This is a genomic window from Clostridium sardiniense (genome assembly GCF_050584765.1).
In the GTDB taxonomy this organism is placed as follows: domain Bacteria; phylum Bacillota; class Clostridia; order Clostridiales; family Clostridiaceae; genus Clostridium; species Clostridium sardiniense_A.
In genome coordinates, this window is the sequence record NZ_JBNOOR010000001.1 from 1,939,477 (window position 1) to 1,953,367 (window position 13,891).

Here is a 13,891-nt window from a genome sequence, read left to right on the forward strand (position 1 = left end):
CCCCTATAAATTTATAAACACTATATTTATTTTTCTTTTCTATAACGCTTGAATCCTGGATGTCTTCCACTTACTCCATAAGCTTTTCTCATACTAATTAATCTATCAACATTTTCTCTTGATATCTCTTTTTCTCCACCTAACAAATGTGCTGTTAAACTTATTTTTGCATATAATTCTAATGTTTCCATTCTATAATAAGCTGTTATTAAATCAGATCCTACTGCTAACGCTCCATGATTTTCAAGCAATACAACATCATGTTCTTGTAGATATGGCGCTATTGATTCTGGAACTTCATAAGTTGATGGCGTACCATATGGTGTAACTGGAATAGATCCTATTGCAATTACAGTTTCAATCATTGTATATCTATCCAAGTCAATATGAGCAACTGCAAATCCTGTTGCAGTTGGTGGATGTGCATGAACAACTGCACAAACATCCTCTCTTTCCTCATAACATCTTAAATGCATTTTTATTTCTGAAGAAGGTTTTGCTCCCTCTGGCCCATCAAGTACTTCTCCGTTAGCATCAATATGAACTAATTTTTCTGGAGTTATAAAACTTTTACTTATCCCAGTAGGTGTAGCTAAAAATGTACCATCCTCTAATTTTACTGTTACATTTCCATCATTTGCTGCAACCCACCCTAATTGCCACATCTTGTGGCACACATCACATATTTGCTCTCTTATTTCCATATACATTAAATTATTATTTTCTCTAATCTTTTCACCTTGCATAAATTCTTCCCCCTAACATTTAACTAATCTTCTGTCACTACACCTTTTTGTAGTATTACATTTGCATATAATGCTTTTTCACTAGTTGCAATTATTGCATATGCTTTTTTAGACTCATCATAAAATTTAAATCTTTCTATAGTTCCTACTGTATTATCTCCACGATTATCATATTTACTAATAATTTTTTTATAATCATCCCAAATTGGTGTTTGAACATTATCTCCTACCATAACTTCCATTAAGTTCACTGGTTTCTCTACATAAGTATCAAGCGGAAATACTTTTAATATCGCATCTAATAATTCAGGTATTCCATGACCATCACAGCGAATTACTATACAATCTTTTCCCATACTTTCAGTAGGAAAGTTACCATCTGCTATTACTATTTGATCGCTATGTCCCATTTCACACAACACTTTAAGAAGATTTGGCGATAAAATTTGTGGTACACCTTTTAGCATTTAACTACCTCCTTAGATTTAATTACATCTTTAAATCTTTCATACGCTCCATTCCATAAATCAAAATTATTAGGATAATACTGATATATATCCTGAGAATTTTTTATAACTTCACGCGCTTTATATAAATTCTCTATTTGCTTTGTAGCCATTAACTGAATTGCTATATTTCCTAGTACTGTAGCTTCAATAGGTCCTGCTGAAACTTTACAATTACACGCACTTGCTGTCATTTGACATAAAAGCTTACTTTGAATGCCTCCACCTACCATATAAATAACTGGATAATCTTTGTTAGTACAATCTTTTATTTCTTCTAAAGAATATCTATACTTCATTGCTAAACTTTCATTTATACATCTAACAATTTCCCCTTCACTTTGTGGAACTTCTTGATTACTTCTTAAGCAATAATCTTTGATTCTACTTGGAATATCACCAGGTTGTACAAATACAGGATCATCTGGATCTATAAAGCATTTAAATGGTTTAGCCTCTTTTGCCATATCTTCTAATTGTGAAAATTCATATTCTCTGCCTTCTCTTTCCCATTGTCTTTTACTTTCCTGTATAAGCCACAATCCAATAATATTTTTTAAGAAAGATGCTTTATCTCCATAAGCTCCCTCATTTGTGATATTGTAATTATTTGATTTTTCATTAATAATTGGTTCATCAATTTCAGTTCCAAGCAAAGACCATGTTCCACAACTTAAAAATACAAAATCTTTTTCTGTAGTTGGAACAGAAACTAATGCACTTTGTGTATCATGTCCTGATACTGCAATAACATCGCACATATTTATTTTAAGTTCTTCACTTATTTTCTCTGATATCTTACCTATTACCGTTCCACTTGGTACTATTTCTGTAAATATTCTTCTAGGAAGTCCTAAAGACTCTATTACTCTATCTGACCAAGCTCTATTTTTAGCGTTAAATAACTGAGTTGTTGATGCTATAGAATTTTCTGTAACCTTTTTACCTGTTAATAAATAATTAAATAGGTCAGGCATTAGTAGCATCACCTCTGCCCTTTCAAGCAGATGTGGTCTTTTTTCTTTTAATGCTAATAACTGAAATGCAGTATTTATTTCCATAAATTGATTACCAGTTATATTGTAAAATTCATCCTTTGATATTTTCTCAAAACTTTTCTCTATCATTCCAGTCGTTCTTTCATCTCTATAATGAATTGGATTTTCAAGTAATTGTCCATATTCATCTAAAAGAGCAAAATCGACTCCCCATGTATCTATCCCAATACTATCAATTTTTCCAAACCTTTTAGCCTTTATAAAGCTTTGTTTTATTTCAAAAAATAGTCTTAAAACATCCCAGTACATAGTCCCATTTAAAGTAACTGGATCATTTGAAAATCTATGAATTTCTTTAATATCTATTTTATTTCCATCAAAAGTTCCAAGCATTGCCCTTCCACTAGATGCACCAAAATCAAAGGCTAATACTTTCTTTTCTATACTTTTATTATCCATAGTATCACCTGCTAATTTTTTTATTTATACATTGGTCCATAAGCTTCACAAGCTCTATAATCTTGTCCTTCTTTATCCATTCCAAATGCACTCCAAGCCGCTGGTCTAAATACCTTATCCTCAGGTACATTATGCATACTTACAGGTATTCTTAATATTGAACATAGAGTTATTATATCTGCACCTATATGCCCATGACTTATAGCACCATGATTGGCACCCCAATTATTCATTACATCATAAGCTGATGTAAATGCACCTTTACCAGTAAGTCTTGGAGCAAACCAAGTACAAGGCCAAGTATAATCTGTTCTCTTCCATAACTTATCTGATACTTCATCTGGAAGTTTTACTGTATACCCTTCAACTAACTGAACAACTGGTCCAAGTCCCTTTACAAGATTTAAACGCATCATTGTTACTGGCATTTCAGCTTCTGTTAAGAATCTTGAAGAGTATCCTCCACCCCTAAAGTATCCATTGTCAGCAGCATTCCAAGTAGTTGCTTTTAGAATTTCTTCTTGATCCTTTTCTGTTATGTCATACCATGCTTTCATTGTTCCATTTCCATCAGCATCTTTAGCTTGTCCGCATGCATCTAAACAGGCTGCTCCTGAATTTATTAAATGTATAAATCCATCTGATTCCTTTGCTACACCTTCTAAATCATATCCAGTAGCTTTCTTTACTGCATCTGAGCTCCAATAAGTACGAACGTCAGCAAATATTTGGGCCTTATTTGTAAGTAACTTATTAAATAACATTCCAATTCCATTTAATACATCATTTTCAGTAGCTAATATATAAGGCTCTCTAGCTCCATCCCAATCAAATGAAGTATTTAGTAGTGCTTCTGGGAAATCACAGTTTGGATAAAAATCAGTCCATTGTCTTTGACCTTGGAATCCAGCTGCTATTGCATTATGTCCAAGTCTTTCTTCTTCGCATCCTTTAGGTAAGTTCTCATTTCCATTCATTAAATCTTTTATAATGCACATCATCTTAACAACAAATTCCCAATCAGAGTCCTTTTCTTCTCTTGTCTTTTGAACACTTTCAGGATTTTTATCAAAGCCTTCTATACACTTTTCCTTAGTCCATTTTAATGCTCTTTTAAATTCTTCTTCATCATATATTCCTTCAGTCATTCTTCTTATTATTTCTACTTCATCAACTGATTCTACTCTCATTCCTAAATATTCTTCTATAAAATTAGGATCTATAATAGAACCACCTATTCCCATACATATAGAACCTATTTGAAGATAAGATTTTCCTCTCATAGAAGCTGCTGCAACTGCCGCTCTACCAAATCTTAATAACTTCTCTTTTACATCTTCAGGTATTTCTGTGTTATCTGCATCTTGAACATCATGTCCATATATACCGAATGCAGGAAGTCCTTTTTGTGCATGAGTTGCTAGAACAGATGCTAAATAAACAGCTCCTGGTCTTTCAGTTCCATTAAATCCCCATACTCCCTTTATAGTCATTGGGTCCATATCCATTGTTTCTGCACCATAGCACCAACATGGAGTAACTGTAAGAGTTATATCTACACCTTCTCGTCTGAATTTATCTGCACAAGCTGCAGCTTCTGGCACTCTTCCTATTGTAGTATCAGCTATAACAACCTTTACTTTTTCTCCATTTGAATACTTTAAATTCTCTTCTAAAAGCTTTGCGGCTGACTTTGCCATATTCATTGTTTGTTCTTCAAGAGAACCCCTTACATCAATTATTCCTCTTCTCCCATCTATTGTTGGTCTTATTCCAATTACAGGATACTCTCCTACTAATCTACTCTTTGCCATAATAATTCCTCCCCCAATATACTTATATCTAAATTCTTTTATTTTACATTTTTTAGTATTTTTGTTATTATATTCATTATAGTTCTTTTGTTAAACGTTTTCTTGTGCTATAATAGTCAAAAAATATAATTATATTCACTTTTTCATTTAAATTTTAAATTGGAGGTATTCCTATGAAGTATTTTGATTATAAAGAAAATAAACAACATGGCACTTTCGATTTTCCTATAGAGCTTTATCATGTAACGCCAAATCATCCTAGATACAATATGCCCTATCATTGGCACACTGAATGTGAAATCATAAGAATCTTAGAAGGCGATATGCTTATAATAATTAACGAAGAAAAAATATTAGCTAAAAAAGGAGATATGCTTTTCATTCATGACGGAATATTTCATGGTGGAACACCAAAAGATTGTATATATGACTGTATTGTATTTGATATGAAATTACTATTAAAGCAAAATCATGCTTGCACAAAACAAATACAAAATATTATAAATCATAACAAAGTAATTGAGCATAAGCTTCCTACTGATATCACAGAATTAAGGACATGTTGTAATAATTTATTTAATTCTATGCAGATAAAAAATACTGGATATGAATTTGTTACACAAGGATCTTTGTATCACTTATTAGGAATTATATTAAAGCATGAGTTATATATAAATAAGAATAAAAACACTAAAAGAAATCAACAAAAGATTCTACAGTTTAAAAAAGTCTTATCTATAATTGAAAATGAATATTCTAACCCTATTTCCCTTGAGGATTTATCTAGAGCTGCTGGCATGACTCCAAAATATTTTTGTAGATTTTTTCATGAGATGACTAATAAAACTCCAATTGAGTACCTAAACTACTACCGCATTGAAAGTGCCTCAGAACAACTTATAACTACTGACTTACCCGTTACAGAAATTGCTTTTAATTGTGGATTTAATGATGTAAGCTATTTTATTAAAACTTTTAAAAAATATAAAAATGTAACTCCAAAACAGTATTTGAAAGCATATTCACTTAATGCTATATAGAGTACTTATTTTCATTTATACATTTATTTAAATATTAGTAAATATAAAAATGAGCTACAATAAATCATAAAGATTATACTGTAGCTCATTTTTATATATTTTATATTAATATATTTTTAGTTAAATTAATGATTTATATAGTTTTATTATATCTTCCACTGATGTTTCCTTTGGATTACCAGGTCTACATGCATCTAAATATGCAGACTCTGCTAAAAATTGAATATCATCTTCCTTTACTATATCTGTTAAGTCAGATGGTATACCCACATCATTAGAAAGCTTTTTAACTGCATCTACAGCTGCCTTTCTGTATTCTTCTACACTCATACTTTCTGTATTTTCAACGCCCATAGCAGCTGCAATATATTTGTATTTATCACCAGTTTTATCTGCATTATATTCCATAACAGTTGGAAGAATAATTGCGTTTGCAACTCCATGAGGTGTATCATAAACTGCTCCTAAGGAATGCGCCATAGAATGGACAATTCCAAGTCCTACATTTGAGAATCCCATACCTGCAATATATTGACCAAGGGCCATTCCATCTCTTCCCTCTGTTGTATTTTCAACTGCTCCTCTTAAGCTTTTTGAAATTAATTCAATAGCTTTTAAATGGAACATATCAGTCATTTCCCATGCTGCTAATGTTGTAAAGCCTTCTATTGCATGAGTTAAAGCATCCATTCCTGTAGCAGCTGTAAGACCTTTTGGCATACTTGCCATCATTTCAGGATCAATAATTGCTACTATTGGAATATCATGTGTATCTACACATACAAATTTTCTATTCTTCTCAGTATCTGTAATAACATAGTTAATAGTAACTTCAGCTGCTGTACCTGCTGTTGTTGGAACAGCTATAATTGGTACAGATTTATTTTTAGTTAGAGCTACTCCTTCTAAGCTTATAACATCTTCAAATTCTGGATTATTAATAATAATACCTATTGCTTTTGCTGTATCCATTGATGATCCTCCACCAACAGCAATTATATAATCTGCATCTGAGCCTTTATAGCTCTCTACACCAACTTGTACATTTTCAATTGTTGGATTAGCCTTAATGTTAGAATATAATTCATATTCAAGCTCAGCCTCATCCAATATAGAAGTAACTTTTCCTGTTACTCCAAATTTAATTAAATCTGGATCAGAACATAAAAAAGCTTTCTTAAATCCTCTTCTTTTTACTTCTGTTACAATTTCCTTTATAGCTCCAGCTCCATGATAAGAAACTTCATTTAATACAATTCTATTAACCATACTACTCTCCCCTTTTTAATGTAATATAAGTATAACTATATTGTAATTTTATGAAGTTCTTATTACTAGGAAGATAGTAGCATAAAAATATAATAATTTTCACTTTTACTTATAATCTGAAAATCCTTATAAAATTCTTTTATATATTATGATTCATTTTTATCAGTAACTTTACATATCTCTTCTAAATATTCCTTACTAAAATCAACAGCTATTTTATTATCTAATACTAGGATATACTTCTCTTCAAAGGATTCAATCTCACCATCGTTAAATCTATAACCTTTGTATTTATTTATTAATTTGCTAGTTCCCTCTTTACTCTTACATAATTCATCTAAGTCTCTACTTATTTTATATAAAGTTAATGCTAATTTTATATTGTATAAATCACATTCTCTAATATAAACTACCTTCTTAACCTTTTTATTTTTCTCTTTAAATTCCTTTAATTTATCAGGGTTAATATCCTTTAATACTTTCTTTCTGTTCTTTATGTGAGTTTCTTTTATTGCATAGATTTTTTCTTTATGCATCTTGTGCCATTCTTTAGAACTAACTAAGCCACCTAAATCATATAAATCCTTAAGTAACTCTAATTCATTTTTATTTATCTCCATAAATCTATAGCCTGGAACATTTTCTCCAAACTCTTTTAATATATGATACTTTCCCTCTATATACTTTGCTAGAATCCAATTATTCTCTATTTTCTCTTCTGTACTTTCTAAAATGCAATGTTTCTCTCCATGGGACATGAAATTCCAATGATCTGATATCCTAAGACTTCCTTCTGGTTTATACTCCCAAGTTACATTTGGAACATTATAATAACTTGAGCTATATGGACTTTTATTAATATGGTCAAACTTGCTAATTTCTTCTAATACTTCTTTTGGAGTTACCTTTGCTTTTTCTGGTAATAATATCTTTCTCATAATACTTCTCCTAAATATTTTATATAAATAGTATGTGTAATTTAAGAGAGTTAATTATAAAAAAATTGCATGCTTTAATTAGCATGCAATCATTTTACTTATATTCATTAAAGGAAAGAATATCATCAATTGGCTTTCTTACCTTATTTCTTGGTTCTCTATCCTCATAATATCCTAAAGATATAACAAGATGTATTTCTTTATTTGAGTTTATATTTAATAACTTCTTTATTCCCTTTTCTTTAAACCATCCCATCATGCAAGTACCAAGACCTAACTCAGTTGCAGCTAAACAAATGTGTTCTGAAGCAATACCTATATCTATAGATGTATAGTCTTTCTTCTTAATAAGTTCTCCCATCTTAGATGTTAAATTACGTTTTTCACCTACAACAACAATAAAAGCCGGCGCAGTAAGTGCAAATTTATTTAACCCAATCATTGGTTCATATAAATTCTTTGCAACTTCTTTTGCAATTTCTTTATCATCTACGACAACAAACTTCCAAGGTTGTGCATTGCAAGCTGATGGTGCTAATCTAGCCGCTTCAATAATTTTTACAATCGTTTCTCTCTCGACTTGTTTTTCTAAGTATCCTCTGACACTTTCCCTTTTATTTATAAGATTAAAAAAGTTCATATATTATAACTCCCTATACATTTATTTTTATTATCTCATTTCTTTTTATTATATTATTTGTTTTAGTATATAGCTATATAGAAAATTTATCTTAATCTAAAACATCACTTAATTAATCAACTAATTCTAATTAGCTTTTTTTATCATATCTAAGAATTTATCTTCATCTAAGAACTTTATCTTCTGTCCATTATCTCTTAGATCTGATGCTCTTTTAAGCTTATTACTCATTTCACATCTATCTAATTCTTCTATATTTTTTGTATTAGTTACTAAACATGTTGTCTTCTTAGTTACTGAACTTCCTGTACTTCCTCCAAGTTTTCTAACTAACATCATAGCTTCATCTCTTGTCATAGAAGATAATCCTCCTGTAAATACTACCACTTCATCTCTAAATGCATTACTACCTAAACATTCAAATGGACTATTACTATCTACTGAAGGCTCTCTTCTTGATGTTATTAATATTCTTCCTCTACTTGAAGAAGGCTTGTATCCATCACTATTAACTACTCCAAGAGTTACCCCTAAAGATTTAGATATCTCACTAACATCTTTAGTATCTAATTCATCTGAAATATTAAGTAGTATATTACTACATGCAAGGGCATCTGCTAAAGCATCATGGTGCTTAAACTTATATCCTAAAAAATTATTTACTGTATTTAGTCGTACATTATTAAGTCCTGTGTAGAAATTCTTTGCAAGTTTCATTGTACATATATAATTAAAAGTTGGTGCTTCAATTCCATAAAGTTCTAAGGTATTTCTTAAAACAGATATATCAAATCCAGCATTATGAGCTATTACTAAACTTTCATTAAAATGATGTTTGATCTTATCCCATACCTCATTAAATTCTAATTCATTTTCAACCATCTTAGGTCTTATACCATGTATTCCAATATTTATTGGCATAAACCTCATTTCTTTTGGCTTTATTAAATGATGTATTCTTTCAATAATTTCTCCATTCTTTACTACAACAATACCTATAGAGCAAGGACTATTCCTCTTTTCATTTGCAGTCTCAAAATCTATAGCAACAAAATTCATCTATCTTCCTCCATTATTAAATAATTGATTATATTTATATACCTTATAATTTAAACAATATTGTGTTAAGAAAATAATTATACTATGATAATCTAATATTTTAAAATTATTATTTAGTAAATTAAAATATTCTTTATATAACAAATACTTTTAATTATTATCGATACAAATTTTATATAAATAAAAAAGTTGTATCGATAATACAATATTATTCAATACAACTTTTAACTAACTTAAAATTAACTATATTATATACTATTTAATTTTAATATTATTAATTTATACAGTTAGAGATATCTTCTTATAATCTAATTATTATCTATTTCTTTTTATTCTTAGCTTCAACCTTATCTGAGATAAATGATAATATTATTGATAAAATTAAAACTGCTATAGATACATATAATAATGTACTATTATCTTCTACCGGACATGCTCCTGGTGGTAAATTCCTACGGCTTTGGAATACCTTATATCCAGCATATATAGATACAACAATAGCTATATTCATAATATAGTTACTAATTTTACTTAACTTCATAAATTTATTACCCCTATGCTCCCTTTGTGATATTTTTAAATATTATTTATATAGAATAAATATACCAATTCTATTAAAATATCACAATAAGTTACTTTTAGGTAACCAAGTCTTTTTTTATTATTGCTGATTTAATAATTCCTCTACTAATATAATATTTTTTATTATTAGCTATACTTTATTCAAAAAGCTTTCTTTTCACTAAATAAAAGAGTAAATTTATGCTTTTAAATACAGGAAAATTTATACAGAATGTTTAAAAAATACACATAGAACCTATATTTTAAAGGAATAAATTTCAATTTATAGAATTAGTATGATTGAATCTATAAAATTCTTATTTTTATAATTAAATAAGAATCTTATATTATATTTTATAAAGTGAGGAAACAATATGAATAAACCATTTTTTGTTGGAATTGCTGGTGGTAGCGCTAGTGGAAAATCAACTTTCTGTAATGTTCTTGAGAAAGAACTTTCAGAATTAAAACTTAAAGTCTTTCACATGGATGACTATTTTAAGCCTGAAAATGAAAGGCCTTATTCTGAAGCACCAATTACAGGAACTATGTATATTGATGATAATCATCCAGAAACAATTGATTTACCAAAGTTAAAACTTGATTTATCTAATGAATTAAATAACAATTATGATGTAGTTATAATTGAAGGATTACTTACATTATGGGATAAAGAAATCTATTCAAAATTAAACTTAAAATTATTTGTAGATTGTCGACCTGATGAAAGAATAGTAAGACGTCTTAAAAGAAATATGGAATGGAGGCTTACATTTGATGAAATTTCAAATGTTTACTTAGATATGGTTCGTTATAGACATGATGAATATGTTGAACCTACTAAATGGAGAGCGGATTTAATTTTAAATGGCTCTAATATATCGGATATATCTATTAAGGCAATTACTCAACTAATAAAAGATTCATGTATTAAATTATAATTTTCTTTTTGCTAATTATTTATTAAATCATTAATACGTTTTAAAATTAGACTTTTTTAAAGTTAAATTATTAAAATCTCCTAACTAAAATAATGCTGCATTATTTTAGTTAGGAGATAAAAAATCACTTCATAATTTTATACATATATATTAATTATATTATTAACCAATTTAACTTTTTATTGTTTTTCTTTTTTAAATATTTTGACGTTTAATTTAAACATTACTTAAATTAAACCTCTCTATCAGCAGCTATTTTTAATATAAGTTCACTATAAAGTTTCACCGCACCTAGCATATCATCCTCATTAAAATCAAACATAGGTGAATGATGTTCAGCTTTTAAATTACTACCAAACATAATATATGACGCCTTTCCTCCATTAGCTTGTACCTTATTCATCATATAACAAACATCCTCACTAGCTCCAAAACTCTCTTTTTCCTTTATAGTAATATATTCTTTTATATTATTTGCAACATTCTTAATTAGTTCTACTAATTCCTTATCACTACTTGCACTTATAGATTTTCCTACACATTTTATATTAACATGTGTATCATGCATTTCTGCTGAAGCCATTAGTATTCTTTCCGCATAATTTTCCATATATCTATTTAACTCAGTTGTCTCTCCTCTAGTCTCTATTTCCATAAACGCTCTTCCTGGAATTACATTTCTTCCACTTCCAGCTATTAATTTCCCAACATTTATTCTGGTATCGCCCTCACCACTTCTTGGTATAGCATCTAAGTTCAAAACTGCTGTTGCCGCTGATAAAAGTGCATTATGCCCCTTTTCTGGAGCCACTCCTGCATGGGATGATTTACCCTTAAATTCAGCATTAATCTTAGATGTTGCTAGGAATCCATCTGTACCACATATTATTTCTCCTGATTGTCTTGCCTTTATTCCTATATGTCCACTAATTATATAATCTACATCCTCTAACAAATTTGATTCTGATATTGCTCTAGCTCCACTTACACCCTCTTCGGCTGGCTGAAATATAAGTTTTACTGTTCCTTTAAAATGTTCTTGCATCTTTACAATAACCTCTGCAACTCCAAGGCCTATAGCTATGTGCCCGTCATGACCACAAGCATGCATTATCCCATCATTATTAGATGAAAATCTCTTTTTAAAAGGTATATGACTATCATCTTCACTTTCTTTTATTCTAACTCCATCCATATCAAATCTTAATGATATAGATGGACCATTTCCATTTTCTAAAATACCTACAACAGCAGTATATCCACCATGCATTAACTTGCATATATCTTCATATGCACCTTGATTTATTGCTCTTTTATAACTTTTATCTAGCTCTTCTTTAGATGGAATATTCATTCTATATTTATCATTTATAACTTCTTTTCCTATTTTAATTTTATATCCATTATCCATTAATGCTTTTGCAATCAAGGAAGCTGTCCTAAATTCTGTCCATGCAAACTCTGGATATTTGTGAAAATCTCTTCTATATTCAATTATTTTATCTCTCATGTCATCAACTAATTTTTCTATGAACCCATACATTCAAAACACTCCTTAGTTTGCATTAAACCCTTTATTCTCCCATAAGAATATTCATTTTAATAGTTACACCTACAGTTCCCTCAACCAAACTATTAATTATTTGATTTTTATTATATTTGCTCTTTATATATATATCACTTCTCTTTGCAACTTCCTTTAATAATTTCACTGTAAATTTTTGATTAATTAAATATTCTTTAGCCTCCTCTTGAGTCTTAAATGAATTTAGTTTATTTATTATATTTTTTATTTCTAAACTATAATCGCTCTTATTACTAAGTTTATTCTTATTACTTTTCTTTTCATTCTCAACTAAAGTAATATTTTTATTTCCATTTAATAGATCTAAAATAGAATTATCATCTAATTTAAATATATAATCAAATATAATATTTGATACTTTAATAAAATTACTCTTTTCCATATCTATTTATCACCAACTCTCTTTAAAAATTCTTCTACAAAATTATCGAAATCTATTGCAACCTTACTTTTACTTCTATTTATATTTTCTAAAACAAATGGAATTTGATTTGAATTATTTACCTCTTCATCATTCATTCTTATTCTAGAATTGAACGTTTTAATTCTCATTTTTTCTATTATTTGCTTAATATATTGTCTATGCAAAACTTTTAAATCGTCTTTATACATCTTAACCATTGTTGGTAATACACCTAGCAATTTAATATTTATTCTTTTGTAGTTCTTATAATTATATATTTGTATTCCTTTATTTACTTCTTTCTTCAACTCTTTTATATGCTCTAATAATGAAGGTGCACCAACAGTAGATAAATAATCTAACTTTGTTGGAATTAAATAATAGTCACTTGCATAAATTGCGCTTTGAGTAAGTATATCGAAGCTTGGCTGACAATCTATTAATACATAATCATATAAATTTCTAACACTATTAAGTTCGTTATTTAATTTAGAAATCCACTCCAACTTACTTTCAATTAATTCTCTTTCATCTTCTCCTTGAATTTTTCTAGTTAAATCAATTTGAACTTTATATAAATCAGTGCTTGATGGTACTAATGATATATTAGCCCCACCAAAATCATCTAGTACTTTATTAGCCTCTAATTTTTTAGTAATATATTTCTTTATATTATCAGGCTCATTATTAATTATTGTATTCAAAAGTGTTTTTATAGTTTTATTATCTTTATATTCCTTTTTCCAATTTTCTGGCTTTATATAGGATAATGTTAAACTCGCTTGTGGATCTAAATCAATTAGAAGTACTCTTTTCTTTTTTAAAGCAAGTAAAGCTCCTAAATTAGAAGTTACTGTACTCTTTCCAACCCCACCTTTATAATTTACAATTGATATTACTTTCAAAGGTATTCCCCCAACTTATTGTTCACT

General features: G+C 29.0%; 14 protein-coding genes. 2 read left to right on the forward strand and 12 right to left on the reverse strand.

Annotated features, from left to right (window positions below):
• Window positions 1–26: 26 nt before the first annotated feature.
• Genes ACQPUW_RS09560 through ACQPUW_RS09575 form a run of 4 tightly spaced genes read right to left on the reverse strand, consistent with a single transcriptional unit; the run spans window position 27 to window position 4,523 of the window.
• Window positions 27–710, reverse strand: coding sequence for a class II aldolase/adducin family protein (locus ACQPUW_RS09560; protein ID WP_430837305.1), 684 nt, complete (start codon window positions 708–710; stop codon window positions 27–29).
• Window positions 711–769: 59 nt separating this feature from the next.
• Window positions 770–1,213, reverse strand: coding sequence for an RbsD/FucU family protein (locus tag ACQPUW_RS09565; RefSeq protein ID WP_430837213.1), 444 nt, complete (start codon window positions 1,211–1,213; stop codon window positions 770–772).
• Window positions 1,207–2,709: a rhamnulokinase gene (locus ACQPUW_RS09570; RefSeq protein ID WP_430837214.1), complete on the reverse strand. Its 1,503-nt coding sequence runs from the start codon at window positions 2,707–2,709 to the stop codon at window positions 1,207–1,209. Before ACQPUW_RS09570 ends, ACQPUW_RS09565 begins: the two co-directional genes overlap by 7 nt.
• 20 nt (window positions 2,710–2,729) lie before the next feature.
• Entirely contained in the window at window positions 2,730–4,523 is a 1,794-nt protein-coding gene (locus tag ACQPUW_RS09575) for an L-fucose isomerase (protein ID WP_430837215.1), read from the reverse strand.
• A gap of 173 nt (window positions 4,524–4,696) precedes the next feature.
• Between ACQPUW_RS09575 and ACQPUW_RS09580 the strand changes: the two genes are divergently transcribed.
• Complete coding sequence (locus tag ACQPUW_RS09580) at window positions 4,697–5,563, forward strand: AraC family transcriptional regulator (protein ID WP_430837216.1); 867 nt, start codon at window positions 4,697–4,699, stop codon at window positions 5,561–5,563.
• A 120-nt stretch (window positions 5,564–5,683) separates the two neighbouring features.
• Here ACQPUW_RS09580 and fucO read toward each other — a convergent pair whose 3' ends face one another.
• From fucO to ACQPUW_RS09605, 5 genes are all read right to left on the reverse strand, one after another.
• Window positions 5,684–6,832, reverse strand: coding sequence for a lactaldehyde reductase (gene fucO, locus ACQPUW_RS09585; RefSeq protein WP_430837217.1), 1,149 nt, complete (start codon window positions 6,830–6,832; stop codon window positions 5,684–5,686).
• A gap of 146 nt (window positions 6,833–6,978) precedes the next feature.
• Window positions 6,979–7,770: a hypothetical protein gene (locus ACQPUW_RS09590; protein ID WP_430837218.1), complete on the reverse strand. Its 792-nt coding sequence runs from the start codon at window positions 7,768–7,770 to the stop codon at window positions 6,979–6,981.
• A gap of 94 nt (window positions 7,771–7,864) precedes the next feature.
• Entirely contained in the window at window positions 7,865–8,410 is a 546-nt protein-coding gene (locus tag ACQPUW_RS09595; protein WP_430837219.1) for a nitroreductase family protein, read from the reverse strand.
• Between the two features lie 126 nt (window positions 8,411–8,536).
• Window positions 8,537–9,469, reverse strand: coding sequence for an exonuclease domain-containing protein (locus ACQPUW_RS09600; RefSeq protein ID WP_430837220.1), 933 nt, complete (start codon window positions 9,467–9,469; stop codon window positions 8,537–8,539).
• Window positions 9,470–9,788: 319 nt separating this feature from the next.
• Complete coding sequence (locus ACQPUW_RS09605) at window positions 9,789–10,010, reverse strand: hypothetical protein (protein WP_430837221.1); 222 nt, start codon at window positions 10,008–10,010, stop codon at window positions 9,789–9,791.
• Between the two features lie 394 nt (window positions 10,011–10,404).
• Here ACQPUW_RS09605 and ACQPUW_RS09610 point away from each other — a divergent pair, with 394 nt between their 5' ends.
• Window positions 10,405–10,971: a uridine kinase family protein gene (locus ACQPUW_RS09610; RefSeq protein WP_430837222.1), complete on the forward strand. Its 567-nt coding sequence runs from the start codon at window positions 10,405–10,407 to the stop codon at window positions 10,969–10,971.
• Between the two features lie 232 nt (window positions 10,972–11,203).
• On the opposite strand, the gene ACQPUW_RS09615 is transcribed toward ACQPUW_RS09610, so the two are convergent.
• The 3 genes from ACQPUW_RS09615 to ACQPUW_RS09625 are packed head-to-tail and all read right to left on the reverse strand — an operon-like array spanning window position 11,204 to window position 13,864.
• Window positions 11,204–12,514 carry an amidohydrolase gene (locus ACQPUW_RS09615; RefSeq protein ID WP_430837223.1) on the reverse strand — a complete coding sequence of 437 codons (1,311 nt, stop codon included), beginning with the start codon at window positions 12,512–12,514 and terminating at the stop codon, window positions 11,204–11,206.
• A 31-nt stretch (window positions 12,515–12,545) separates the two neighbouring features.
• Window positions 12,546–12,938 carry a hypothetical protein gene (locus ACQPUW_RS09620; RefSeq protein WP_430837224.1) on the reverse strand — a complete coding sequence of 131 codons (393 nt, stop codon included), beginning with the start codon at window positions 12,936–12,938 and terminating at the stop codon, window positions 12,546–12,548.
• 2 nt (window positions 12,939–12,940) lie between these two features.
• Window positions 12,941–13,864: a ParA family protein gene (locus ACQPUW_RS09625; protein WP_430837225.1), complete on the reverse strand. Its 924-nt coding sequence runs from the start codon at window positions 13,862–13,864 to the stop codon at window positions 12,941–12,943.
• Window positions 13,865–13,891: the final 27 nt, after the last annotated feature.

What these genes read in the sequence shown, in the direction of transcription:
- ACQPUW_RS09605 (WP_430837221.1), bottom strand. Translation starts at nt 10,010, where the DNA reads ATGAAGTTAAGTAAAATTAGTAACTATATTATGAATATAGCTATTGTT.
- ACQPUW_RS09615 (WP_430837223.1), bottom strand. Translation starts at nt 12,514, where the DNA reads ATGTATGGGTTCATAGAAAAATTAGTTGATGACATGAGAGATAAAATA.
- ACQPUW_RS09575 (WP_430837215.1), bottom strand. Translation starts at nt 4,523, where the DNA reads ATGGCAAAGAGTAGATTAGTAGGAGAGTATCCTGTAATTGGAATAAGA.
- ACQPUW_RS09565 (WP_430837213.1), bottom strand. Translation starts at nt 1,213, where the DNA reads ATGCTAAAAGGTGTACCACAAATTTTATCGCCAAATCTTCTTAAAGTG.
- ACQPUW_RS09570 (WP_430837214.1), bottom strand. Translation starts at nt 2,709, where the DNA reads ATGGATAATAAAAGTATAGAAAAGAAAGTATTAGCCTTTGATTTTGGT.
- ACQPUW_RS09560 (WP_430837305.1), bottom strand. Translation starts at nt 710, where the DNA reads ATGTATATGGAAATAAGAGAGCAAATATGTGATGTGTGCCACAAGATG.
- fucO (WP_430837217.1), bottom strand. Translation starts at nt 6,832, where the DNA reads ATGGTTAATAGAATTGTATTAAATGAAGTTTCTTATCATGGAGCTGGA.
- ACQPUW_RS09590 (WP_430837218.1), bottom strand. Translation starts at nt 7,770, where the DNA reads ATGAGAAAGATATTATTACCAGAAAAAGCAAAGGTAACTCCAAAAGAA.
- ACQPUW_RS09610 (WP_430837222.1), top strand. Translation starts at nt 10,405, where the DNA reads ATGAATAAACCATTTTTTGTTGGAATTGCTGGTGGTAGCGCTAGTGGA.
- ACQPUW_RS09580 (WP_430837216.1), top strand. Translation starts at nt 4,697, where the DNA reads ATGAAGTATTTTGATTATAAAGAAAATAAACAACATGGCACTTTCGAT.
- ACQPUW_RS09620 (WP_430837224.1), bottom strand. Translation starts at nt 12,938, where the DNA reads ATGGAAAAGAGTAATTTTATTAAAGTATCAAATATTATATTTGATTAT.
- ACQPUW_RS09595 (WP_430837219.1), bottom strand. Translation starts at nt 8,410, where the DNA reads ATGAACTTTTTTAATCTTATAAATAAAAGGGAAAGTGTCAGAGGATAC.
- ACQPUW_RS09600 (WP_430837220.1), bottom strand. Translation starts at nt 9,469, where the DNA reads ATGAATTTTGTTGCTATAGATTTTGAGACTGCAAATGAAAAGAGGAAT.